At 41.7% G+C, this 25,740-nt stretch carries 21 protein-coding genes and 1 pseudogene; 9 read left to right on the plus strand and 13 right to left on the minus strand.

Annotated elements, in window-relative coordinates; translation table 11 throughout:
- The 8 genes and pseudogenes from neuC to R7E78_RS17545 all read right to left on the minus strand — a co-directional run bounded on the left by neuC (nucleotide 1) and on the right by R7E78_RS17545 (nucleotide 10,511).
- The gene (gene neuC, locus R7E78_RS17510; protein WP_085569710.1) at nucleotides 1-1,194 is read right to left on the minus strand and encodes a UDP-N-acetylglucosamine 2-epimerase; all 1,194 of its coding nucleotides are present in this window, start codon (nucleotides 1,192-1,194) and stop codon (nucleotides 1-3) included.
- Nucleotides 1,195-1,211: 17 nt separating this feature from the next.
- Nucleotides 1,212-2,363, minus strand: coding sequence for a LegC family aminotransferase (locus tag R7E78_RS17515; protein WP_085569711.1), 1,152 nt, complete (start codon nucleotides 2,361-2,363; stop codon nucleotides 1,212-1,214).
- 12 nt (nucleotides 2,364-2,375) lie between these two features.
- A complete protein-coding gene (locus R7E78_RS17520; protein ID WP_085569712.1) occupies nucleotides 2,376-3,566 on the minus strand; it encodes a UDP-N-acetylglucosamine 4,6-dehydratase in 1,191 nt (396 codons plus the stop codon).
- Nucleotides 3,566-4,831 carry a UDP-N-acetyl-D-mannosamine dehydrogenase gene (gene wecC, locus R7E78_RS17525; RefSeq protein ID WP_262644232.1) on the minus strand — a complete coding sequence of 422 codons (1,266 nt, stop codon included), beginning with the start codon at nucleotides 4,829-4,831 and terminating at the stop codon, nucleotides 3,566-3,568. The genes R7E78_RS17520 and wecC overlap by 1 nt, the downstream gene beginning before the upstream one ends.
- Nucleotides 4,832-4,853: 22 nt before the next feature.
- Nucleotides 4,854-5,978, minus strand: a complete 1,125-nt coding sequence (gene wecB / locus R7E78_RS17530; protein WP_054574207.1) for a non-hydrolyzing UDP-N-acetylglucosamine 2-epimerase — start codon at nucleotides 5,976-5,978, stop codon at nucleotides 4,854-4,856.
- Between the two features lie 89 nt (nucleotides 5,979-6,067).
- Nucleotides 6,068-7,057 carry a Wzz/FepE/Etk N-terminal domain-containing protein gene (locus tag R7E78_RS17535; protein WP_054574206.1) on the minus strand — a complete coding sequence of 330 codons (990 nt, stop codon included), beginning with the start codon at nucleotides 7,055-7,057 and terminating at the stop codon, nucleotides 6,068-6,070.
- Nucleotides 7,058-7,158: 101 nt separating this feature from the next.
- Nucleotides 7,159-9,639 (minus strand): annotated as a pseudogene (locus R7E78_RS17540) (SLBB domain-containing protein); the annotation flags it as partial.
- Nucleotides 9,640-9,992: 353 nt separating this feature from the next.
- Nucleotides 9,993-10,511 (minus strand): porin family protein, encoded by a 519-nt coding sequence (locus R7E78_RS17545; RefSeq protein WP_262635112.1) that lies wholly within the window; start codon nucleotides 10,509-10,511, stop codon nucleotides 9,993-9,995.
- 403 nt (nucleotides 10,512-10,914) lie between these two features.
- Here R7E78_RS17545 and R7E78_RS17550 point away from each other — a divergent pair, with 403 nt between their 5' ends.
- The 9 genes from R7E78_RS17550 (at nucleotide 10,915) to R7E78_RS17590 (ending at nucleotide 20,287) form a co-directional block, all read left to right on the plus strand.
- The gene (locus R7E78_RS17550; protein ID WP_054574203.1) at nucleotides 10,915-11,136 is read left to right on the plus strand and encodes a hypothetical protein; all 222 of its coding nucleotides are present in this window, start codon (nucleotides 10,915-10,917) and stop codon (nucleotides 11,134-11,136) included.
- 68 nt (nucleotides 11,137-11,204) lie between these two features.
- Entirely contained in the window at nucleotides 11,205-11,885 is a 681-nt protein-coding gene (locus R7E78_RS17555; protein WP_054574202.1) for a YjbF family lipoprotein, read from the plus strand.
- On the plus strand, nucleotides 11,882-12,637 hold the full coding sequence (locus R7E78_RS17560; protein WP_054574201.1) for a capsule biosynthesis GfcC family protein: 756 nt from the start codon (nucleotides 11,882-11,884) through the stop codon (nucleotides 12,635-12,637). The genes R7E78_RS17555 and R7E78_RS17560 overlap by 4 nt, the downstream gene beginning before the upstream one ends.
- Nucleotides 12,637-14,832, plus strand: a complete 2,196-nt coding sequence (locus R7E78_RS17565; RefSeq protein WP_262644234.1) for a YjbH domain-containing protein — start codon at nucleotides 12,637-12,639, stop codon at nucleotides 14,830-14,832. The genes R7E78_RS17560 and R7E78_RS17565 overlap by 1 nt, the downstream gene beginning before the upstream one ends.
- 148 nt (nucleotides 14,833-14,980) lie before the next feature.
- Nucleotides 14,981-15,922 carry an ADP-glyceromanno-heptose 6-epimerase gene (gene rfaD, locus R7E78_RS17570; RefSeq protein ID WP_054574199.1) on the plus strand — a complete coding sequence of 314 codons (942 nt, stop codon included), beginning with the start codon at nucleotides 14,981-14,983 and terminating at the stop codon, nucleotides 15,920-15,922.
- Between the two features lie 126 nt (nucleotides 15,923-16,048).
- Nucleotides 16,049-17,038, plus strand: coding sequence for a lauroyl-Kdo(2)-lipid IV(A) myristoyltransferase (gene lpxM / locus R7E78_RS17575; protein WP_005384797.1), 990 nt, complete (start codon nucleotides 16,049-16,051; stop codon nucleotides 17,036-17,038).
- Nucleotides 17,035-18,093, plus strand: coding sequence for a lipopolysaccharide heptosyltransferase II (waaF, locus tag R7E78_RS17580; protein ID WP_054574198.1), 1,059 nt, complete (start codon nucleotides 17,035-17,037; stop codon nucleotides 18,091-18,093). The genes lpxM and waaF overlap by 4 nt, the downstream gene beginning before the upstream one ends.
- Nucleotides 18,087-19,352, plus strand: a complete 1,266-nt coding sequence (gene waaA, locus R7E78_RS17585) for a lipid IV(A) 3-deoxy-D-manno-octulosonic acid transferase (RefSeq protein WP_054574197.1) — start codon at nucleotides 18,087-18,089, stop codon at nucleotides 19,350-19,352. Before waaF ends, waaA begins: the two co-directional genes overlap by 7 nt.
- Entirely contained in the window at nucleotides 19,352-20,287 is a 936-nt protein-coding gene (locus tag R7E78_RS17590; RefSeq protein ID WP_053349735.1) for a glycosyltransferase family 52, read from the plus strand. The genes waaA and R7E78_RS17590 overlap by 1 nt, the downstream gene beginning before the upstream one ends.
- Nucleotides 20,288-20,498: 211 nt before the next feature.
- Here R7E78_RS17590 and R7E78_RS17595 read toward each other — a convergent pair whose 3' ends face one another.
- Genes R7E78_RS17595 through rfbB form a run of 5 tightly spaced genes read right to left on the minus strand, consistent with a single transcriptional unit; the run spans nucleotide 20,499 to nucleotide 25,667 of the window.
- A complete protein-coding gene (locus tag R7E78_RS17595) occupies nucleotides 20,499-21,617 on the minus strand; it encodes a hypothetical protein (protein ID WP_085569716.1) in 1,119 nt (372 codons plus the stop codon).
- A gap of 2 nt (nucleotides 21,618-21,619) precedes the next feature.
- The gene (gene rffA / locus R7E78_RS17600) at nucleotides 21,620-22,762 is read right to left on the minus strand and encodes a dTDP-4-amino-4,6-dideoxygalactose transaminase (RefSeq protein ID WP_006742520.1); all 1,143 of its coding nucleotides are present in this window, start codon (nucleotides 22,760-22,762) and stop codon (nucleotides 21,620-21,622) included.
- A 24-nt stretch (nucleotides 22,763-22,786) separates the two neighbouring features.
- Nucleotides 22,787-23,680 carry a formyltransferase family protein gene (locus tag R7E78_RS17605; protein WP_262644235.1) on the minus strand — a complete coding sequence of 298 codons (894 nt, stop codon included), beginning with the start codon at nucleotides 23,678-23,680 and terminating at the stop codon, nucleotides 22,787-22,789.
- A 41-nt stretch (nucleotides 23,681-23,721) separates the two neighbouring features.
- Nucleotides 23,722-24,603, minus strand: coding sequence for a glucose-1-phosphate thymidylyltransferase RfbA (gene rfbA, locus R7E78_RS17610; RefSeq protein WP_006742522.1), 882 nt, complete (start codon nucleotides 24,601-24,603; stop codon nucleotides 23,722-23,724).
- On the minus strand, nucleotides 24,603-25,667 hold the full coding sequence (gene rfbB, locus R7E78_RS17615) for a dTDP-glucose 4,6-dehydratase (RefSeq protein WP_318058114.1): 1,065 nt from the start codon (nucleotides 25,665-25,667) through the stop codon (nucleotides 24,603-24,605). The genes rfbA and rfbB overlap by 1 nt, the downstream gene beginning before the upstream one ends.
- Nucleotides 25,668-25,740: the final 73 nt, after the last annotated feature.

Genomic DNA, 25,740 nt, shown 5'->3' on the forward strand with positions numbered 1-25,740 from the left:
TCACTCTACTTTCTTGTTTAAGTCAGGTTCAATGTTTACATCATAAAAAGACTTACAAGGATCAAAATCCAGTCCTTTAATCATCTCTATGACTTGTTTGCTACTATCACCTTGCCCGTAGGGGTTAGCAATATTTTCATCTTCAGCTTTATACTTTCGGCTCACAGCGAGGCCAATCGCGTTACTGATGGATTCTTTCATAGCAGTGGTGTTTAAAACACTTTTTGCGGCCAAGCGTCCTTTTTGTCTAGCCCCTATATTCACTGTAGGAACATCAAAAGCTGGTACTTCAATAATACCACTCGACGAATTACCAATAACTGCAGCCGCATGCTTTACCGAGCTCAAATAACGCACTTGCCCTAGTGATGGAATCGCCAAGACACGTTTTGGTTGACTTGCCGCATAATCTTCTAGCATTGGGATAATGCGTCGACCACCGTCATCTGCGTTAGGGTAAGTTAATATAACTTGATGATCAGGGTATTCATCCAATGCGTCTAAAAGCGATTGAAAGCTTTCCTCTGGAGATTCGTTACCCAGAGTAACAGGATGATAAGTAACAACAAAATAAGGTTTTGTGAGCTCAAAACTTAGTGATTCACTCAACTCAGAAACCGTCATAAAAGACGCTCGGTTTAGGTGGTCTAAGCCAATTGCACCAATATTTCGTACACGCGCTGGTGATTCACCAAGTTGAATCACTCGGTTTCGGTATTCGTCTGTCGACGTACCATGTAGGTAACTCAACTTAGTAATCGCATGACGAATTGCATCGTCATAAGCACCTTCTGTTATTTCACCACCATGAAGGTGAATGATCGGAATACGAAGTATCATAGCCGTTTGCGCTGCAGCGAGCGCTTCAAAGCGATCCCCAAGAATGACAAGAACATCTGGTGCTAGTCGCGACAAGGCATCGGCGAACCCTAAGACCCCCAGCCCCATACTTTTCGCTGTACCTACAGCGGAATCAGAAGACAACAAAATCTCTATTTTCTCATCGATATTGAAGCCATCTTTTTCAATTTGTTTGTAAGTATCACCGAATTCCGGTGATAGGTGCATACCAGAAACAAGCAATTGAAGTGTTAGGTCAGGATCGCTTTGTATGTCCTTTAAAAGCCAAAAGAGCAGACCATACTCTGCTCTTGTACCAGTAAAGACCGCAACCTTTTTATGTGTCTGCGTCATGTATGTATTAAACCTACTTAGCCTTTGATTTCCACTGGAGTACTTGGAAGATTGATTAGGTGCGCCTCAATAAACTCTGAGTAAGTTAGGTCACCACGTATTGCATTCTCAAACATAGGTAGTCTGTGCATGAGCTGCCAAATAGGTCGAGTCATCACGCCTGAACCATTTGTGCCTTTAAGTACCTCTTCGCGACTTTCTTTATCCGGACAAATGATTGCATTTAACCAATAGTTTGACTTCGCATACTCTGGCTCAGTGACAAATTTAAAATCTGTACCTTTGAAGAAGTTTTTATAGCGTTCTGCAAGCAATCTCTTTTGCTTCAAATACTGCTCGATAACTTCCATCTGTGCACATCCCAGAGCAGCATTCAGGTTAGGCATGCGGTAGTTAAAGCCAGGTTCATCATGGAAGAATTCATACGGATGAGGAACTTTTGCTGTCGTCGTGACATGCTTAGTACGCGCACCTAATTCTTGAGTCTTACATAACACCATGCCACCACCGCCTGTGGTGATGATCTTGTTGCCATTGAAGCTGACAGCACCAAAATCACCAATAGTACCGGTGTGTTTGCCCTTATAGAACGAGCCTAGGCTTTCTGCGGCATCTTCAATCAACGTGATGTTCCATTTCAAGCAAACGGCAACCAGTTCATCAAGCTCTACAGGGTGACCAAACGTGTGCATTGGTACAACGGCTTTGATTCTTCTACCTGTTTTTTTATGGATACACCCCGCGTCTGTGACTTCAGCATTCTCTTCTAAAAATGTATCCACAGCCTTAGGGCACAACCCTAAACTCACTGGAGATACATCCAGAAAAATAGGCTCAGCCCCCATATGATAAAGAGCATTGCAGGTTGCAACAAAAGTCAAAGCTTGCGTGACGACCAAGTCGCCTCTTTGAACATCAGCCATGTACAATGCAGCATGCAATGCTGCTGTGCCATTCACTGTCGCTACAGCTTTAGCCGTACCAGTGTAAGCTTCAATTTTTCTCTCAAAATCATCAACAAATTTACCGACGCTAGAAACAAATGTACTTTCAATCGTTTCCATTACGTACGCTTTTTCGTTGCCATCGAACGTCGGTGCATGTAAGGGAATAAATTCGTCTGTTTTGTAAGTATCTCTCACAAATTCAACAATAGATGTCGCTTTCATCGAATGCTCCACTTACATCTTGCTATCGAGGTATTTACCCGTTTCTTTGTGCCCAAAATCAGGGATCATGGTAAAGAACAGTTTCACAATCTGCTCTTTAGTCCAAGCTCGCTCACCTTTCATCTCAGAGATGCTGCTTTCAAACAAAGTAAGAAGCTCTTGCTCATAAAGAGGTTCATTTTTGATGATGCCCAGATTTTCGAATCGAGACATATCTAGCTCTTCTTTATCTGTGAAAAACTCTTCAAAATCTTTCTCGCCAGTAGTATCACTCGTCGTGAACAAGCATGGCCATTTCCCTTGCTCTGGAAGCGTATGTGCAAGTTGGCGAGCTTCTTCTTCTGTTTCACATAGGTGGGGTTCAAAACCAAGTTGCTCTAGGTATTTCACCGCAATATCTGCAAACGAAATAAGGTGCAGAGCTTCACTCAGTTTCGGGAAGAAAATGTCACGATTTTCACCAAAGACACAAGACATTAAACATAGTTCACCCGACTCTTGAGGAGTAACAAAATAACGCTTGATGTCGTTTGGTGCCACGATAGGTTGGCGCTTTTGGATACGTTGGTTAAATCCGTGTAGCAGCGAACCATCAGAGAATGCAACATTTGCAAAGCGAGCTGTTGAGATTGCCATTTGCTCACTTTTACGCATTAGGAACATTTCCATAATACGTTTTGACGCACCCATCATATTGACAGGGTTTGCAGCTTTGTCAGTTGAAACACAGAAGTACTTTTTCGCACCCGCATTAATAGACTGTTGGATCGTTTTATCGGTATTAAAAACGTTTACATCAATCATACGCATCAATGTATAAGGATCTTTTTCGCTTCTAACATGCTTAAGCGCAGATAGGTTCAACACATAATCAAACTTACCATCGGCTTCAATGAATGCATCGTACTCTAAAGAACCAATGTCCAGAGCAAATGTTTGGAAGTCACCATCAATATAACCAAATGAGCTACGGATATCTCGAACAAGCTCCACCATATTGTTTTCGCTAATATCAACAACATGTAGCTTCTTAGGATTACGTTTGAAGATTTCTTTAGTTACAGCTTGTCCAATTGAGCCTGCACCACCCAAAACAAGGAAACTTGACTCGGAAACAATGCGTGACAGTTCTACTTCATGGTTTTCAATATCTTTTGTGAATAAGGCTTCGGTACGACCGATTAAAGGCAAAATAGCGTTCATTACCAAATCCCCTTGGTGTCTACTAAGTATGGTGAGTCTATTGACTCAACTTTAAATTCTTTATGGTCAACAAGCATTACATGAATATCTGCCGTCGACTTTGCAGCGTCAAAGCCCTGAAGTTCAACTTGCTCCAATGAACTTGGTAACTGATGAATATTAGGTTCAACTGCAATTACATTCCCCGCATGGAAAGAAGCAATTTCTTTTACAATCTGCATTGCAGGGCTTTCACGTAAGTCATCGATGTCAGGCTTAAAAGCTAAGCCGTAGCAAGCGATTGTAACGTCTTTGGCTGTTTTATCAGCATGCTCTTGCAGAAAGTCTGCAAGAGCCATTTTAGTTTTACCTACAACCCAACTAGGCTTGCTGTCGTTAACTTTACGTGCGGTATGAATAATCTGAGCTTCTTCCGGAGTTTTTGAAACGATAAACCAAGGGTCAACGGCGATACAATGTCCCCCCACCCCCGGGCCAGGTTGAAGTATGTTCACGCGTGGATGACGGTTTGCTAATGCAATTAGCTCCCAGACATTGATATCTAACTTATCACAGATAACAGAAAGCTCATTTGCAAATGCAATTTGAACGTCACGAGAGCTGTTTTCGGTCAACTTTGCCATTTCAGCAGTGCGCGCATTAGTGATAACACATTCACCTTGAACAAATGTTTGGTACAACTCAACAGATCGCTGCGAACATTTGGGTGTTAGGCCGCCAATTACACGGTCATTTTCAACCAATTCTCGAACGACATGACCTGGCAACACACGCTCTGGGCAATGCGCAATGTTAATGTCAGCGTTTTCGCCATGAGTTTGAGGAAAAGTAAGGTCTGAACGTGCTTGAGATAACCAATCAGCCATCTGTTCCGTAGCTCCCACTGGTGAAGTCGATTCTAATATAACTAGATCTCCTTCCTTTAGGACAGGCGCAATTGCTTTACTCGCTGCTTCAATGTAAGAAAGGTCAGGTGCTGGAACGTCACCCTCTTTACAAGGTAAGAAGGGAGTTGGAACAGCAATAAGAAATGCATCTGCAGCTTCTGGAGTTGTTACTGCTTTTAGGTAGCCTTCTTTGACAGCGGCATTTACGATCATATCGAGCTCAGGCTCAACGATATGAATTTTACCTTGATTGATAGTGTCTACAGCATGTTGGTTAACATCAACACCAACAACCTTTTTCTTGCGTGATGCGAACATTGCTGCTGTTGGCAGACCAATGTAGCCCAACCCCACAACTGATACTGTTTCAAAAGACATATATACTTCTCGTTAAATTAAATTATTTTGCTAAAACATCTAGAATTCGTTGACATGCTTTTCCATCACCGTAAGGGTTATGTGCGAAGCTCATTTCCTTATACGCTTGCTCGTCTTGAAGCAAAGTTGTTAAACCCGTAACGATTCGATCTACATTGGTACCAACCAATTTGACCGTGCCTGCCTCTACAGCTTCTGGGCGCTCTGTTGTATCTCTCATCACTAATACGGGCTTACCTAAAGAAGGCGCTTCTTCTTGAATACCGCCCGAGTCGGTTAGAATAATATGAGATCTATTCATTAAGTAAATGAATGGTAAGTACTGTTGAGGCTCAATCAGATGTATATTGCTTATTCCCGCAAGAATTCGGTTTACAGGTTCACGTACATTAGGATTCAAGTGCATTGGATAAACGATTTGAGCTTCTGGGTGCTTTTGCGCAGTGTAGGCTAGCGCCTCACAAATACGCTCAAAACCACCACCAAAGCTTTCTCTTCTGTGTCCTGTAACGAGTACTAACTTTTTATCTTCACGGAGAAATGGGAATTGTTCAGACAGGCTATGTTGAAGAGTCTCATCATGATCGATTTTTTCTTTGATCAACAAAAGAGCATCAATAACAGTGTTACCCGTCACCGAGATACTCTCTTTCTTAAAGTTTTCTTTCAACAAGTTGTTTTGTGAGGTCTCTGTAGGCGCAAAGTGATATTGCGTAAGCGCCCCCGTTAACTTTCTATTTGCTTCTTCTGGCCATGGTGAGTAGATATTTCCGGTTCTTAAACCTGCCTCTACATGACCAACAGGAACTTGCTCGTAGTACGCTGCTAGACTAGCAGCAAACGTTGTTGCTGTATCGCCATGTACTAAAACTACATCAGGTTTAAACTCTTGTAATACTGATTTGAGCTCTAACAAGATTCGTGCGGTCACATCATTTAAAGATTGCCCTGCTTTCATCAAATTTAGGTCATAATCTGGCTTAATTTCAAATAGTTCAAGCACCTGGTCTAGCATCTCTCGATGTTGAGCTGTTACACAGCATTTTGCTTCAAATCGTTCATCAGAAGATAAAGCGTGAACCAAAGGGGCCATCTTTATTGCTTCTGGTCGGGTACCAAATACCGTAAGTACTCTTTTCTTTGTCATCATTACTGACCTAATGTAAAACTTGAATAATAATTTTCATGGGCACGTGAATATTGTTCACGTCCCCTTTAAGTTGTATTTTTCTGCGCTTAACTCAGCGATGTTTCACTAGACTCCAATCGGTCTCTTTTTTTTAAAACGAAGCGGATTAGTACAATCATAATACCAAAAACAGCGCCAAGCAGCGTCCCTGCAATACAGATAAGAGCTCTCTTAGGCGAAGCTTTTTCTTCTGGAACCACCGCAGGATCGATTACTTTAAATACGAATTCTTCTTGAGCTTCTGCAAGCATTAAGTTCTTCGTTTGCTCTTCAATTAGCTTATAAAAGGCTGACTGCATATCAGCAACCGCTGTTTTCTGAAGCTGTTTACTCAAATAAGTTAGGTTTTTATTAGTATCTTGAATTGTACGCTCACGCATTACTTGATTAATATCTTCAATCAGCCAATTCACCCACTGCTGAGCTACATACGGTGAATAGTGGCTCACAGATAGCCTAAATAGTCCAGATTCTTTATCAGGCTCAATACTCAAAACATCTGTGACGAATAAGCGGTAGGCTTCTTGAGCTGTAGGCTCTGCACCTCTTAGGCCTTGAGGCTTTCTCAACCAAACTTGCTTATCTTTATCGTAAAGTTCATCGTCTAATATCAATTTGTTTCCCCCAATATCCCAACCTTTACTACCCATGAGAGGCACTAGAATGTCATGCTTCTGTACAAAGGATTCAATAAATTGACGAGACTTTATGACTTGAATAGCTAAATCAGTTTGGTTGCTCTGGCTTGGTAAACTAACTCCTGCAAGTGATGCCAATCCACCTAGCTGGCCAGAAACTGCCGCTAATCCACTAGCATTAGAGTTTTGAGCTGGGGATAGAAGAGCATCAGCCCTGTAGATGTTCGGCTTTGACAACGCAAATGCCACAGCAACAGAGGCAAAAATGACCGTAGTAAGAATAATGACCCACTTCCCTCGCCAAAATGCAGAAAGTAGTTCACGTAGATCTATTTCATCTTCGGCAGGAACATGTGTATAAGGATATGGGGGCAGGTTTGGGTATTGCTCAGATTTCATTTCACTTTATCCCAGTCAATTAGCTTCTTGCTTATTGATTAAATACAGATTTATACAAACTATATACGCGAGCCAAGGTTACCCTAGACTCGCGTATGTTGTTATTGCAATGCGTTAATTGCCACACCAGTTTGATATAGGATCTGCGTTGCTGCAGTCCATGTACTCAAGGCATCACGGTAATCGGTATCGATTGGAACTACAATTGTATCACCGGCTTTTAACCCTTCTTTATTGTTTCCGAACCAATAGCCTGATGAAGGCTTGTAAACAGAACCATCCGCACGTACTACAAAAATGCGATCTTCATCCGCTTGCTTTTTAGCGCCTCCGGCTTTGTTCAGATAATCATCGACGTCAAGTTTGTTGTCTAACAAGTAGGTAATTGGAACCTGAACTTCACCCATTATTGATACAGTGTTTCGGAAAGTCGGAACAAAGAGGAAGTCACCGTCCTCGAGCATAAAGTCTGCTGAGCGCTCCCCCTTCAAGATACGATTTAACTGCACAACCATACGACCAAGAGCTTTGCTGCGACTTGCTTCCTCAACAAATGCTAGTGTTTTTTCTGGATCTGAAATTACAGAACCTATATTACTATCGGCTCGGAACGTCTTCTTCGCTGTTTCTTTTCGCATATCTGCGGCGTATTGGTTTAAAAGCTTCTGCTCTTGTAAACGCAATGCTTCACGAGTAAATATTGCACCTTGAGGGTGTGCAAATTCGGTCAATCCTCCTGCACGCTCCAAAAGCTCACTCAATGTCTCCCCCTGACGGGTCGTGTAAGTTCCTGGGAAGCGAACTTCACCTTGTAAAGTGACTGTGCTTTGTAGCTTCACATTTGGCTTTTCGAGGATGTTCAAACGATCTCGACCTACGATAATTGCATCGTCTGAAGCATTGCCTTGGATTGCTTTACGCAAATCAATACGTTCAACATCAATGTATGCACGTTCATCTGCACTGTTAATCGCGGTTCGTGCTAGTTCTGCATTGATTGTGAATGCGTTGTAAGTCAAACCACCAGCAGCTTCAATCAGCGTTGATACCGTCATTCTTGGTGTAATTGGGTACCGACCTGGGTGCTTCACTTCACCAAATACTTCAGCAATTTGAGGGGCTAAACCTAAACGAGACTGTTGTTGGAGCTGCAGCAATACGGGGGCAAGTAAAGTGCGACGAGTATTCTGCTTCAGCTTTTCAAAGTCTTCCTCTGTAATCTCTTTACCGCGGAAAATGATTTTTCTTTCTTCTTTTTCTTGCTGGTTCCAGCCAACATGATTCTGTTGGTTATTAAAATTAGTTTGTTGCTGATTATTGCTAGTCATCGCATTGTTGCCTGCGATTACCGAACCTGCTGGGTTATTAACCATTGCAACCGACGAGCTCATCTGTTGCTGTTCTTTCTGTTGCTCCATCTCCGCTTGTTTTTGGGCTTGCTCGAGTGTTTTAGCTTTTGTAATTTCTTCATCGTTAGCGAGTGTATCTAAATCTTCGTTATTGAAACGGTTGAAGACTAGAACTCGGTCACGAGAACGCAGAGACATATTGTCTTTGCTGTTAGGAGATAAAATCGCATTCGCGAGATTGATCTGAAATACTTCGATATCACGTTGAGTATTTACTTCTCGAACAACAACGGCGTAGTTAACATCAGCAGTCGCATTGAATGCGGAGTCAACAGATTTAAACAAATCAGCGATACGTAGATTTTGATGCCACTCTACATACCCAGGGTGTCTGACATCCCCTTCAATTTGAACATATCGAGTAAGCTCTTCGCTTTTTTTCAAGACTTTAATAGCATCGCCATTTTTTACTTTGCTTTGCTTATCTTGACTCTTACTAAAATCGAGAGTGACCGCTTCACGAGTCCCATGCGTTGCATAACGTTTGATTTCTAACTGTTCTTTATACGCATTGGCAGTAAAACCACCTGCTATTTGAATAAGTTGTTGGTAAGTTTCACCCGGCTTAACCTCGTAGATTGCAGGACGGTTAATCTCGCCTTCTATAGACACAGTCTCTTTAACAGAGCCGATTAAAACAACATCATCTGGAAGTAAGCGCACATCATCACTCGCATCACCTTTTAGTAACAGATCATACATGTCCAACTTACGAATAATTTTTCCGTCACGTTTTAGCTGAATATCACGTAGTGCCCCACTTTCACCAAAGCCACCGCTGTAGTAGATAGCCTGTGATATTGTCGTTAATGCGCTAACCGTGTACGCGCCTGGCTTATATGCATCCCCCATGACAAATACTTGCATGGTGCGTAATTCACCTAATGAGATATCACTACGAACACCTATCATTTGCTCTTTTACACGTTGTGTTAGAGAGTCTCTAACATCGGAAAAGTGCATACCGGCAACATTTAAAGGCCCAAGAGAAGGAAAGTTGATTATTCCTGCGCGATTTACACGTAAGCGATGTGTTTCGTTCTCCTTACCAAACAACTGCACGATGATTTCATCACCTGCACCTACAGTGTAATTCGCTGGAACTGGAACATCACTGATCGGAGCAAAGGTGCTTGGAGAGCCGGCAAAGAGTTCAAGACCAAAGCGTTGTAATTCATCATCCTCTTTCTTGGCATCCCACATTTTTTCTAGTTCAGTAGAACTCGCCCCACTTGATTGAGGCCGAGGTTGCATGACTTGCGGATTTGAGTATGACGTAGACTGGGAGGATGAACCAGAAGGGATACTAAAGCCATACTTACTCGCCAGTGCTTGCTGCTGGTCTGCCGGTAAGTTCTGAAACATTTTTATTTGTTCTGGAGTAGGTGTTTGCGCAGTCGAGTAAGACGCAAACATGCTTGCCAAGACACAAACGGCAATGGAGAGATATCCTTTAAACATGATATGCCACTATAATAATTGAATAAAAGGCTCTAAAGCTCAAATTTGAGCTTTAGGTATTTAAATTAGAATCTGTGCTGGAAACCCAGTGTAATCGAGTTAAGCCGAACTTGATCTTCTGAAACGTTATCAACGAACTCAAACACAACTGCGTTCTGCTTGTTCAAAGCGTAATGCATACCTAACCCAAAACTGAATCCTTGCTCTTTGTAAGAGCCTACATTTTGTAGGTCAAGTTGAACGCTCGAGTACCCTGCTAAACCGTAAAGTGCAACTCGCTCTGAAACAGGCATGTTTAGCTTAAAAAATCCACTTATCGCACTATCAACAGCAAGCCCACTGTCACGTTGAACTGATGTCCCATAACGTCCTTCGAGACCAATGTAGTCATTAAAAAAGTACCCAGCTTGCGCACTAAGAAGGAAAGGACTCCCCTCTTTTACGGACTCAGAAGACGAGCTTTTCAATTCTGCATTTGAGTAGCTCACTAACGCACCAGCATAAAAATCGGCTGACGCTGAAAAAGAACTCAGGCTTAAGCCCAGTACACTAAGTATTCCTAAACAATGCTGCTTTCTTATCACGTAAAAGTTCCTAGTACTGGTAGTAATATGGCCTGTCAAAGCAACGTTAAGTTTGCTATGCAGGTGATTAAACACTGAAGAATTGCCACGCTACCGCCCTGAGGCATTTAGCGTAAGCCGCTGTATCGCTTTCTATAAGATATGAGTAAAAGCGGCCTATCACTCCAAACCCCTAATACTGGAGAAAATAGGCCGACAAATTATGCACTTTTGATAGTTTATCAGCAAGCAAGCGAACAAGATAACGGCGCAATGTCACGCTGGTGTTAGAAATGAGATAGAAAACCAAGGCAAGATAAGAAACTATTTACATGCTAAGGCTTTTTTATCTAAAATGTAGTTTGGAGCGTTTTTTATGCTACCAAACATCGATGTTTTTATACCGGATATACAAGGATTAATAATGAAGAATACAGCTCTAGCTATTCTTATGGCTCTAAGCGCATCAACTGCATTTGCAGCAGAAGAAGCAGGTTCGACAAGTGCAGCTTCTGCATCTGCAACAGGCACAACAGCTGTAGCAGTAGGTGCAGCGGCAGCAGTAACTGTAGTAGCAGTTGCAGCTTCAGATAGCGACTCAACATCTACTTCAACATCTACTTCTACTTCTACTTCTACAAACTAATTTCGTTTTGTAGATAGAAGATAATCGCCCTGAATGACTCAGGGCGATTTTATTTGTAAGAGGGAATAATGAATATCTTCCGAACGTCTAAATGGATACGCCCACTTCTCACTCTTCCGCTATTCGCCTTACTCTTTGGTTGTACACAAAAGTTCAATGATGTATCAGCCACAGTCCAAGAAGCGTACGGTAACTACATCGATGTAGAGATGACCCCAGAAGAAATAAATGCCGTTCCTTATGCCAGTGCCTATTTAAAACTTGGGAATCAAAAACAGGTATTTGTTGTTTTAGCTTTTGCAGAGCGAAATCCTCTCAATGGAAAAATACAACTGAAATGGGTAAGTGCTGACAAAGCTATGATCGTTACGGAGAATGGCCATATAGTCAAAACGATAGGTCTACAGAATGGGGACTTAGCCGGTGTTTACGGTGATGTGCCAGATTTTTCTTTAGATTCAACCTCTGTCAACTACGCACTCTCATACGATTGGGCAACACAATACCGTTATGGTTTCCCAGCAAATATAACGCGTTCTTACTCAGGCCAAGAAACGTTAACAACTCCTATTTCCAGTACCATGACCAACGTATATAAAGAAGCCGTTGATTTTAGTAGCCTTTCTCAATCGGTCGAAAACTATTATTGGATAGATGAGCAAGGTCAGGTTATCAAAACCTTACAATACTTAGGTCCGAATATGATTCCGGTTGAGTTAACCATTTTGAAGGGATATAGCAAATCATGAGCAAGCGACTACTAACGTTACTAGGTTTGGTCATGCCACTTTTGAGCATACATAGCTTCGCTCAAACAGAAACCTCTACTATACAGCAATTAAATGTTGAGTTACTGGAAGTAGGCAAACAGCTACAATTCCAGGGGCCTGCTCGTTTAGAAAGCGTCTTAACACTTGCTAAAGAGCAAAGCGTCTCACTGCAATATTCTCTTGGTACAACTTTGTTTGATAAATCGGAACGCGCCGAAAAAAACGCTACCGCTTTAAAGAACTCAGTACTCAATCAAATGATTCAACACAACTTGGTTGCACATCCATTCTACAAATTCATTCAGAAGCAAAGCTTTGCACCACGCTTACTGTCTGCGATCGATGTTGATAAAGTTCGACTAAATAAATTCGACAACCCACTGTTGCGCGGCAATTACGTGCTCGCAAGCCCTCTGCGCGAAGAAAAAGTGTACTTCCTGGGAAACGTAAATAGCGTGTATTCCATTACGGAGCAGGCAGGCATCCCTTTGCAGAGGCAAATAGAGAATTTGAAAAGTAACATTGGTACGTTATCAACACCACCAGTGTTGATCTACCCAGATGGTCATGTAGTTAAGCCGCATCACGGAGCCTGGTTAACAACACAATATTACTTACCACCTCTGACCTTGGTATATGTACCTTTTGGTGATCTTGAACGGTCTGAAATGGATCAAGATATTATCCTCCTACTCACTCAACTGATACCAAATGCTACAAAGAGACCGTAATGATGCCAATTAGAAAAAGCTTAACCCTTTATTTAATGGGCCCAGCATTGGTTTGGGCTCAAGAGATGCCGTTTGAGGCTCCTCCTTTACGACCATCCCAAACAGACTTCGGTGGCGTTGGTTTAATGCAAATGCCAACCGGACGTATGGCCCCTGAAGGGGAATTCAACTTTTCTGTTACAGGGAGTGATGAGTACCTCTTTTACAATGCTACGGTACAGGTAATGCCCTGGGCTGAAGCGACTATTAGATATACAATTGTCGATGGACTTCCATACTGTACTGATCCACGATTTTGTGGGGATAACGAATACACAGATAAAGGTATTGATTTTAAATTTAGGCTTCTAGAAGAAAGTCAATATGTACCTGAAGTGTCCTTTGGTGTTAGAGATTTTGCAGGTACTGGCCTTTTTGACTCTGAGTATTTTGCAGCAACCAAACAGTACGCCAACAGAAGTTTAGGGACATTTGATTTTACGATCGGTATAGGTTGGGGCTCTTTAGGTACTAGAGGAAACATTACCAATCCAGCATGTAAAATCTCTGATCGATTTTGTTCTCGTCCAGGTGATTATCAACTAACAGGTGGCACAACAAACACTGACCGTTTTTTCAAAGGCCCGGCAGCCCTCTTTGGGGGTATTGAATATCAGACTTTACATGCACCGCTACGCTTTAAAATAGAGTATGACAGTAATGACTACAACGAAGACTTTCCTGTTGTTCAAGGCGGTATCGACATGACACCACACACACCATGGAACTTTGGTGTGCTCTACCGTCTAGGAATGGCCGATTTTCGTTTAAGTTATGAGCGCGGAGACACTTTGGTCGCAGGTTTAACGCTCAACACTAACTTCAATGACATGCCATCATTCTGGCGAGATGAGCCTACACCAGAAGTCGAAGATAACCAACCAGAAGAACTGTCTGATGTTGACTGGGAACGTGTAACGGAAGATTTAGACAAAATTGCGGGTTACCAAAACACACGCATTTATGTTGATGACAACACCGTAACTGTCGTTGGTGAACAGAAGAAATATCGTGACCGTACAGAGGCACATGAAAAAGCGGCGGCTGTACTTCATAATGAAATGCCTGACGATATTGATACCTATGCTATCAACGAACGTAGCCGAGGCTTAGTCGGCGAACAAACGATTATTTCCAAGGAGAAATATCGCGACTTTGCCCAAGTTAATTACATCAATCCCAAAATAGAAGACGCAACCGAAAAAGCTAGCAATAAGCCAAGTGGAGAATCTGTCTATGATGGTTTTGAGCGTTTTGATTGGGGCTTTGCACCTAAACTTGTTCAAACTCTAGGTAACGCAGAAGACTTCTATCTCTTTAGTGTAGGGCTAAGCGGTAATGCCTCATACTGGCTGACGGACAATCTTGAAATTGGCGGTTCGTTATACTGGGATTGGTATAACAACTACGATAAGTTTAATTATGTCACTCCACCCGATGGTACTACCGTTCCCCGGGTTCGCACCATGTTCCGTGCTTACCAAAATGAACACGCTGTGACCATGTCAAACCTACAGTTGACTTGGTTCCAAGAGTATTCCGATACCATGGATCAACAATTCTACGCGGGTTATCTGGAGAGCATGTTTGCTGGAGTCGGTACCGAGTTTCTTTACCGTCCACAAGGAGCTAACTGGGCGATTGGCGCTGACGTCAACGTAATTTCTCAACGTGATCCACAAAGTTACTTCGGTGTTTACGATGAGAAATGGCAAAACGTGCCAGAATATGGACGTCCGTTCCAAGTTATTGATAAAGGCTTCACTGGTTTTGTATCTGGTTACTACTACCCTCAATGGGAATTCCTACAAGATTTGATGATCCAAGTCGATGTTGGTCAGTTCCTAGCTGGTGATGTTGGTACACAAATCAATGTTTCTAAGCAGTTCAAGAGTGGCGTAATTGCTGGTGCCTTTGCGTCATTTACAGACTTGTCTGCGGATGAATTTGGTGAAGGTAGCTTTACCAAAGGTTTCTACTTGTCGATTCCATTTGACATCATGACCGTTAAGCCAAGCAACAATCGTGCGAACTTTAGTTGGCAGCCTCTTACTCGTGACGGAGGACAGAAACTCGGACGTAAATACAGCTTGATTGAGTTGACCGACGAGCGAAATCCTTGGTATCAAAGGCCTAACCGTTCGGATGTGGAATAATAAAGTAATCAAGGGAGCTGCGGCTCCCTTTTTCATATCTAGATACTGAGTCATAGAAGACTCAAACCTATCTTCCTGCTTCCAATAGCGCTACTTTTCGTTTCTTGCTAGAATTCCTGAGAAAATTTTAATCTATGGTGGAAGTTCTATGATCATCGTAACTGGTGGCGCTGGCATGATCGGCAGCAACATTGTTAAAGCACTAAACGAAGCTGGTATTAACGATATCCTGGTTGTCGACAACCTAAAAAATGGCAAAAAGTTTAAGAACTTAGTTGATCTGGACATCACAGATTACATGGATCGTGACGACTTTCTGACCCAAATTATGGCGGGCGATGATTTTGGTCCGATTGAGGCAATTTTCCACGAAGGTGCTTGCTCTGCAACGACTGAGTGGGATGGTAAGTACATGATGCTAAACAATTACGAGTACTCTAAAGAGCTGCTGCATTACTGTTTAGATCGCGAGATTCCATTCCTATACGCTTCTTCCGCAGCCACTTACGGTGATACAGAGACTTTCGTTGAAGAACGCGAATACGAAGGCGCACTGAATGTATACGGTTACTCGAAACAGCAGTTTGATAACTACGTTCGTCGCCTATGGCAAGACGCTGAAGAGCATGGTGAGACCCTTTCTCAAATCACCGGCTTCCGCTACTTCAACGTATATGGCCCACGTGAAGACCACAAAGGTAGCATGGCATCAGTTGCGTTCCATCTAAACAACCAACTTAACGCAGGTGAAAATCCTAAATTGTTCGCGGGCAGCGAATCATTCAAACGCGACTTCGTTTACGTTGGTGATGTATGTAAAGTAAACCTGTGGTTCTTAGAAAACGGCGTATCAGGTATTTTTAACTGTGGTACTGGCCGTGCTGAATCTTTTGAAGAGGTAGCAAAAGCAGTTATCAAGTATCATGGCAAAGGCCAAATTGAAACCATCCCATTCCCTGAGCACCTAAAAGGCGCTTACCAAGAATTCACACAAGCGGATCTGACCAAACTGCGCACCGCAGGTTGTGATGTTGAATTCAAGACAGTTGCAGAAGGCGTTGCCGAATACTTGACTATCCAAAACAGTTAAGCGCCACAAGGTGGTAGAACCATAACCTGCCACCTTTACTCAAGTGCAATAGCCTGTATCATTCCTAACTATCTTTTTCTCATTTAAACCACTTCGCCCGCACACGAATAGGTAACTAGACACGCCATGACCATAAAACGTGATGACTTCGACCCTAAAGCATATAACCCTGAGTTTAAGCGCCACTTTCTGTCGCCTAAGTACTGGGGCACGTGGTTAGGTGTTATCTTATTTTTACCGTTATCATTAATGCCACTGGGTTTACAAAAGTGGTTGGCGAAAACCATAGCCAAAAAACTGTCTAAATCCCACAAAGGTCCAGCTCATCGAGCGAGGGTTAACTTTGAGCTGTGTTTTCCGGAAAAATCATTCCAAGAACGTGAAGCTTTGATAGAAAAAACACTCTACACAGCGGCCATGTTCTTTTTTCGCTTCGGGTTACTAAGTTTACGCTCACCAAAATGGCTTCAGAACCGTTGCCAAATTCGCGGCCTAGACATTTTACGACAGCACATTGATAGCAACGAAAATGTAATTTTAATGGTTCCCCACTCTTGGGCTATTGATGTGCCTGCTATCTTGCTCGCTTCAATGGGAATGCCGGTTTCTGCAATGGCGAAGAAACAAAAGAATGATGTTGCTGACTGGCTGATGCACAAGCAAAGAGTTCAATATGGTGGTCGTGTTTATGAACGCTCAGGTGGCATTAAGCCTTTTCTGAAGTCTATTCGAGATGGCTATGTAGGGTATTATCTACCCGACCAAGATCACGGCCCAGAGCATAGTGTGTTTGTAGATTTTTTTGCAACACGTAAAGCAACGCTACCTGGTTTAGGCAAAATTGCGAAACTATCACGCTCAAAAGTACTGCCTCTATTTGCGTCGATGAACACTGAAGATGGTACGTTTGACATTGAGATTTTACCAGCGTTTGAGCTGGATAAAGGCGAAGAGCAAGACGCTCGTACCTGTAATGAAGCCATTGAATATTTTGTCGGTGATAAACCCGAACAATATATGTGGGTACTACAGTTGCTGCACTCTCAAGAAGACGGCAATAACTATTACAATATCTTCAAGCCTAGATATGATACTGATTGGCAAGTAAATAAATGAAAAAGATTTTAATTATTGGCCCTGCGTGGGTCGGCGATATGGTAATGTCGCAATCGTTATATATCGTATTAAAGCAACGCCATCCAGATAGCCAAATTGACGTTATCGCTCCAGGATGGTGTAAACCGATTCTTGAGCGTATGCCAGAAATCCACCAAGCGATTGAAATGCCTATCGGTCATGGTGAGTTTAACTTATTAGGCCGCAGGGAAATTGGTAAATCGATACGTGAAAAGCAATATGACCACGCCTATATATTGCCTAAGTCAGCGAAATCAGCACTGATCCCATGGTTTGCCAACATTCCTCTTCGTACTGGCTGGAAGGGAGAAATGCGCTATGGTTTATTGAACGACTTACGCCCTAACATGAAGTCTTTTCAGTACATGGTAGAGCGCTATGTAGCGTTAGCTTATCCAAAAGCAGAAATGGTGGATTCTAACTCTCTCGGCGGGCTTGAAACCTTGCCTCGCCCACGCCTTGCAATCAACGCGGCAGAGCAACAAGCCACGATCAAAAAGTTCAACTTAGCCCAAGACCAACCAATTATCGGACTGTGCCCAGGAGCAGAGTTTGGTCCCGCCAAAAAATGGCCCGAAACACACTACGCTGAAGTTGCGACGCAAATGGCTCGATCTGGGCATCAAATCTGGTTGTTTGGTTCTCAAAAGGACTTGGAGACTTGTAACAATATTCGCGCACTTGTTCCGACGCAATTCCATGAGCACATTCATGTTCTGGCAGGCCAAACCAGCTTAATTGAAGCAGTCGACTTACTTGCTGCATGTAAGACTGTTGTCGCGAATGACTCAGGCTTAATGCATGTGGCAGCTGCGGTTGGTTGTAATGTTGTTGCCGTGTATGGCTCAACTTCACCGAAGTACACCCCCCCACTCGCAGAAAAAGTGGAGATTGTTCATACCGATATTGATTGTCGCCCTTGTTTCCAGCGTGAATGTCAATACAAACACCTCAAGTGCTTGACAGAACTTTCGCCTAAGCAAGTGCTAGATAGCATCCAAAAATTTGACGCCATTACGATAAGCTCATGTTAGTTCGTATTGTTTATACCTTACTACTCGCCCTAGCGTCACCGCTACTTTTATTTGGTTTGTACAAGAGCAAACCAAATAAGCCTAAGTTCGGCTCTCGCTGGAAAGAGCACTTTGGTATCACTCCCAAGCTAAAAAGCAACGACAAACCTATTTGGATACATGCCGTATCTGTTGGTGAAAGCATAGCAGCAACACCTTTAATTAAAGCCCTTAAGGAACAAAACCCCGAACAATCTATTCTAGTTACAACAACAACAAGTACGGGAGCTGAACAGATTGCTAAGTTGGGTGATTTAATTGAACACCGCTATATGCCAATTGACTTTGGGTTCGCTATCAAAGGTTTTCTTAAAGCAGTGCAGCCAAAACAGATGTTGATCATTGAGACTGAGCTGTGGCCAAACACGCTTCACAATGTTCACAAAGCGGGTATCCCTATAACTGTCGTGAATGCGCGCCTATCTGAAAAATCGTGTCAGAACTACGCCAAAATACAGCGGCTTTTTAACCAGCTTCATCCATGCCTAACTCAAGTACTCTGCCAAACGGATTCAGATGCAGAGCGCTTCGAACGCTTAGGCGTTGAGAAAAAGAAACTATCCGTTACTGGCTCGATTAAGTTCGATATTCAAATATCAGAGCAAGTGAAACAGCAAGGACAGCAGCTTCGAGCCCAACTTGGAAACGATCGTCCGATTTGGATTGCAGCTAGCACCCACAAAGGCGAGGACGAACAGGTATTAGATGCACATAGGCAAGTTTTAAAATCTCATCCAAATGCATTACTTATTTTAGTTCCTCGCCATCCAGAACGATTTGATGATGTGTTTACGCTTTGCCAACAGCAAGGCTTTAACACTGTGCGTCGTACTTCAACGCATGCAGTCGAGATAAATACTCAAGTATATCTCGGTGATACTATGGGTGAGATGCTAACTTTGATAGGCGCAGCGGATATCTGCTTTATGGGCGGTAGCCTAGTTGGAGATAAGGTTGGAGGGCACAATGTATTAGAACCCGCAGCACTGGGAGTTCCTGTAATCACGGGACCTAGTTATTACAACTTTACAGAAATCGTTAATATTCTTAAAAAACATTCGTTCTGTGATGTCATTAAAGAAAAAAATGAAATTCACACATTGATAGAGAAACAGTTTTCATCTAGTGTAAATTCTAAAAAATCAGACAGTGAAAGATTTATCACTAATTATAAAAACATTGTAAATAAAATAGTAACAGTAATCTTTGAGAAAAAATAGTGAAAAGCATTATTACATATAAGAGGATTCAATCTAATTATGAGAACGTATGTTACGTAAACTCAATTTTTGCACTTTTTTTATACTTATATATTAATAAAGGCAGCCATAATACACTGTTCATTAGTCATGTAGATTTCCAAGGCCTGTTAGCGAATAGTAAATTAGACAATGTAGTTATTATAAACACTAAACTTAATAAAAATTGGGACTCATTGCTTTACAAATTTGGAGTTCTAAAATATGACATCACGACTCTAGTTAAAAATAAAAAATTCTTTGGTCATGACCATCTCACTTATGCATTTCTATTTGATTTATCTCACGGTTCAGTACTAGAAGATGGCGCCGGAAACTATAATGGCCCAATATCATTCAAAAAAAGAGTAAAACGCGCTTTAAAAGGCAGAGTTATTTCTCCTTTAGGCTATAGTAATAAAATAACCAGTGTTTACTTATCTAAGCCAGAGCTTGTGGACTCTCAATTACAAAACAAAGCAAAAGCATTCGATGTAGTTGAAATGTTGGACTACACAAGAAGTTTTGGTTTAAAAATGATACTAACACATAACTTCGAATCTCTTAGTGGAAAAAACATCTTATTTACTCAACCTATCAGCGATCTAGTAACGGAAGATGGAAAAATAGAGCTGTACAAAGAAATTTATGAGAAATATAACATTACAGTAATAAAGCCACACCCTCGTGAATGTACAGATTATACTGAGCACTTTTCTTGTTTAGTTATAGATAAGTTCATACCAGCTGAAGTTATTATTTCCCCGAATGATAAGAACGTTCACCTTTATACTTTGAACTCAACCTCCGTACTAAACCTAAAAGAAGTCAATGACAATATACAGGTTGATTTACTTGCACTGGATCTACACGATTTCCTTACACAGTGGAAAAAAGAAAAAAAGAAAAAATATTAAAAATATTATGTCATATAATGCGTTGTTACAAGGCATTATATGGCATAAGTAAATAACAAACTTGAGTGTTATCGTAGTTCTTGAGAATCAAGAATGTAGCGCTCCAAAGTAGTCTCACCTAAAATAAAACTTAGAGATTACTTTGTAGAACGACCTCATAATACCAATTACCGACAAACAATATCTCTCATATCTCAGCTGTATTGATGCTCTAAATATACAGTTTAGATAGCTCTTTAAGCGAGCGCCGCTCTTCTGCATTTATTTTAGAGGCATTAGCGCTAATATCAATATATTTACCTAAACTGCTCGCTAGTTCATCAAATGTAGAAAAACTACAGAGTTCAACATTTTGTGCATCTTTAAAAAACAGTTCATTGTGGCTTCCTTTCGCCACATAAACCTTACCTTGCCCCCACTTCATCAGTTGACGGGCGGTACTAGCTCCGCCTCTAGGTTGAAGCACAAGATGGGTGCACGACATCACAACAGCCGTGTAAGCTAGTGGGGGAAGTGAAGTTATGACAGACACATCGACTGTTTGCTTCTTTATCTTTTGCAAATAGGTTAAATAAAGATCTAAAAGAAGACGTTTTCGCCACTGCTTTACAGGCCACATCACAACAAACTTGTATTCCGTGTGCACTCCAGCTTTTATGAATGCACGCAACATCGCTTTAATGTTTTGATATTTAAATGCATTAGGTTTAGTACCTAAAAGGATACTTTTTTTCTTATTTTTTTCGTCTGCATAAACAGAAATCGCCAGAGTCTCAGCAGATTTAGTGGGTAATGTGTCGAAGACAACACTAGAATCAACAAGACAAAAATCACACCTTTCTAATACTTGGCTCAACTTCTCACGAAACGCACTATTTAAAGCAATAAACTGCTCTTGTTGACTTAAAACCCAAAGATCATTCTCTGTAATGTTAAGCTTAACATCTGCAACTAAGCGTCCATGTTTATCTTTGCACCAAAGCCATCTGTCAACCTCATCATCCGTGATAAACATATAACACTTGCTCTTCATTTGTGGACTAAGCTCGAGAATCTCTCGAATTTGAGCAGAGTTAAGTGCACTCAGAGAGAAATAAGTTATCGTTGAAGCGTTCAAAAAAATAGAGTTGTTCACCTTCTCGTAAGAAAAGTAAGTGACTCCATCAATTTTCTTAGGGTACTGAGATTCAATATCACTACATCCGAAAATGACGACACCTAACGTCTCGTGATTAATGCTAGCTTTCTCTATTAAGGCATCAATAAACAGAGGGGAAAAGTAGTCTGTGCTAGACACTAAAAAAATATGTTTAATCTCGTTGCTTTGCATTTTTACAATTCCATGCGCCCTAAAACATTTTTTATAGCATTAATAACATAAGACTGCTCACTATCACTCATATTGAAGTACAGTGGTAGTCTTACCAAGCGCTCACTTTCTTGTGTCGTATATATATCACTACCGACAAACCGACCAAACTGTTGGCCAGCTGGTGAGCTATGCAATGGAATATAGTGAAACGCAGAAACTATGCCCTCTTCACGAAGCATTTCAATAAACTGGCTTCTCAATTCCAGATTTTCCAGTTTCAAGTAGAACATATGCGCATTATGCTGACATTCAAAAGGAACAGTTGGCACTTCTATATTGTGTTTTGCGGCAAGAGGCGTAAGCTCATCTAGATATTTTCGCCAAATTTGTAGCCGTCTTTGGTTAATCCCTTCAGCTTCTTCAAGCTGTCCCCAAAGATATGCTGCTTGTATCTCACTTGGAAGCAAACTACTACCAAGATCAACCCAAGTATATTTGTCTACCATGCCACGGAAGAACAAGCTTCGGTTCGTCCCCTTCTCTCTGACAATTTCTGCACGCTCAACAAAAGATTGGTCATTAATAAGAAGTAGTCCACCTTCACCACCGGACGTATAATTTTTCGTCTCATGAAAACTATATGCACCTAGATGGCCAATTGCCCCCAACGCTTTTCCTTTGTAAGTAGACATCACACCTTGAGCTGCATCTTCAATAACAATGAGTTTATACTTCTCTGCAATACTCATGATCGTGTCCATCTCACAAGCAACACCAGCATAATGTACAGGTACAATAGCAACCGTTTTTTCAGTGATTGCAGCCTCAATTTTGGTTTCATCAATGTTCATCGTATCTGGACGAATATCAACAAACACCACTTTTGCACCACGCAGTACAAATGCATTCGCAGTGCTAACAAAAGTGTAGCTTGGCATAATCACTTCATCACCAGGCTGAATATCGATCAGTAAAGCGGCGAGTTCAAGCGCATGGGTACATGAAGGCGTTAACAAAGTCTTAATACAGCTCGCTCTGTTTTCAAACCAACTCTCGCATCGTTCAGAAAGTGGCCCATCTCCCGAGAGTTTACTTCCTTGGATAGCTTGCTCAATAAAGCTAAGCTCTTTACCTACAACTGGGGGCTTATTAAATGGAATCATTAATCTATCTCTCTGGGGTTACAATCAATAGAATTTCATTCTAAATTTATCGATCGGCAAGAAATCTCGAGCTTGGTTTTCTTCCTTCACTACTGCTTTGGTGATTTTCAACAAGCCTTTACCACAAATTACAACGGGGCAGCCATTTTCAACAAATATCACTTTACCAACATGCCTATGCTCACAAACCACATCCTGTACTACTTCAGCATCCAAGACCACCACTTTATTCTCATCAACATTAGTAATAGCTCCAGAATATGGGTACCCTACAGAATCAATAAATCGTTTAATGTATGTAGAACTTTGATTCCAATCGATCTCATAATCAGATTCGTCTCGCCATATTGAATATGTCGCTAATGACTCATCTTGTTGTGAGGATTTTATTTCTCTTCCGGAATGTAAACTATTAAATATCAAATCTGCCAGTTTTATATAATTGAGGTTATTCACTTCAATTGCATCAGATAATTTCATTGGATAGTCAATAAATGAAGCAGCTTGTGCAATAATATCACCTTTATCATACTCATCTGAACCAAATAGAGCTGTAACACCAATTTCATGCTCACCATTAATTAAACTATTCACTAGCGGAGCAAAGCCTCTATATCGAGGTAAAATAGAGTCATGGAAAACAATTAACTTGCTATCTTCGATACTTCTAATCATCCAGCGCCATGACACTGCTAACACATAGGATTCTTGAGGTATTGTGTAAGTGTCATTATGATAATAATACTGAACACCGTTGTTGATAGCTAATTGTCTCAAATTTTCACTATAATCATCTTTAATATTTTTATCTTTTCCTATAACAAGGAAATCAACAATTTCTCGATATTTTTCAAATAAAAGGGTAGCAACTTCATACCCTTTTTTAGTCATCGCATGTAATACTATTTTTTTACACATAACAATACCTGAAGCTTGGACTCGTTTTGGGTAATCTCTATTTAGCTTGATGAGCAATCATCACAAATAATTTTATTTAAGTATTGTCCATAGTCATTTTTTAACATTGGTTGAGCAAATTGGATAACTTGAGAAGTAGATAACCACCCATTGCGCCACGCAATCTCTTCTAAACAGGCAACTTTAAGACCTTGAACATTTTCAATGGTTTGAACAAACGAAGAGGCTTCATGCAGGCTTTCATGTGTTCCAGTATCTAACCAAGCAAAGCCGCGCCCTAGTAATTGAACATTCAGGTCACCTTGCTCAAGGTACATTTGGTTTAGCGTCGAAATCTCTAACTCACCACGAGATGAAGGTTTGACTTTTTTTGCCAATTCGACGACTCGGTTATCATAAAAATACAGCCCAGTGACAGCATAATTGGATTTAGGCTTTACTGGTTTTTCTTCAATCGAAATCGCCTGCATATTGGCATCAAATTCTACAACGCCAAATCGCTCTGGATCTTTAACCTGATAACCGAATACCGTCGCACCACGGCTCTTCATCGCAGCTTGCTGAAGAATAGGAGTGAACCCTTGCCCATAAAAGATGTTGTCACCCAGCACCAAACATACTGAGTCATCGCCAATGAATTCTTCACCAATGATGAAGGCTTGAGCTAAGCCGTCTGGACTTGGTTGAATCGCGTATTGCAACTCAATGCCAAACTCTGAGCCATCACCCAATAGGCGCTGAAATCCTTCCTGGTCTTCTGGCGTGGTGATGATCAAGATTTCACGAATGCCAGCAAGCATAAGTACCGACAACGGATAGTAAATCATTGGTTTGTCATAAACCGGCAGTAACTGCTTAGAGACACCACGTGTAATAGGGTAAAGTCGAGTGCCCGAGCCGCCTGCTAAAATAATGCCTTTCATTATTCGCCCGCTCCTAATCGCTCAAGACTGTATGAACCATCAAGCACACGTTGCCACCATTGTGGGTTGTTTAGGTACCATTCCACGGTTTTGCGAATGCCGCTTTCAAAGGTTTCCTCTGGCGTCCAGCCAAGCTCTTGAGCGATCTTGGTGGCATCAATTGCGTAGCGCACATCATGACCTGGGCGATCTTTGACATAAGTGATCAAAGACTCATAAGACTCTATCCCGGCAGGTTTGTTTGGTCGCAGCTCTTCAAGCAAAGCACAAATGGTTTTCACCACTTCGATGTTGGCTTTTTCGTTATGGCCACCAATGTTGTAGGTTTCACCTACTTCACCTTCGTTGACCACTTTGTAAAGCGCGCGAGCATGGTGTTCCACAAACAGCCAATCTCGGATTTGCATACCATCGCCATACACAGGCAACGGCTTGCCGTCGAGGGCATTTAAAATCATCAGAGGGATCAACTTCTCTGGGAAGTGGTACGGGCCATAGTTGTTGGAGCAATTCGTGATAAGTGTTGGTAAGCCATAAGTCCGTTGCCAAGCGCGAACCAGGTGATCGCTCGAAGCTTTAGATGCAGAATATGGGCTGCTCGGCGCGTATGAGGTGGTTTCGGTGAACAAATCATCCGTTCCCTCTAGATCGCCATACACTTCATCCGTAGAAATATGATGAAAACGGAATGCCGATTGGCGCGCTTCATCTAAGCCCGACCAATATTGACGAGCCGCTTCAAGCAAATGGTAAGTGCCCATCACGTTAGTCTCAATAAAAGCAGCAGGACCATCAATAGAGCGATCGACATGAGACTCGGCGGCCAAATGCATCACCCTATCGGGTTGATGCTCTGAAAATACGCGATCTAGTTCAGCTCGGTCACAGATATCTACTTGCTCAAAATAGTAACGTTCACTCTCTGAGACATCAACCAGTGATTCTAGATTCCCTGCGTAGGTCAGTTTATCTAAATTGATAACGGTATCTTGGGTGTCACGAATGATATGTCGGACAACAGCTGACCCAATGAAGCCTGCTCCACCGGTTACTAATATTTTCATTACAAATGTTACCTACGTTAATTTTTGTGCCATCAGATACACATGAATACTTTATGATTATTGTAGTTTATAG

This window comes from Vibrio sp. YT-19(2023) (genome assembly GCF_033337395.1).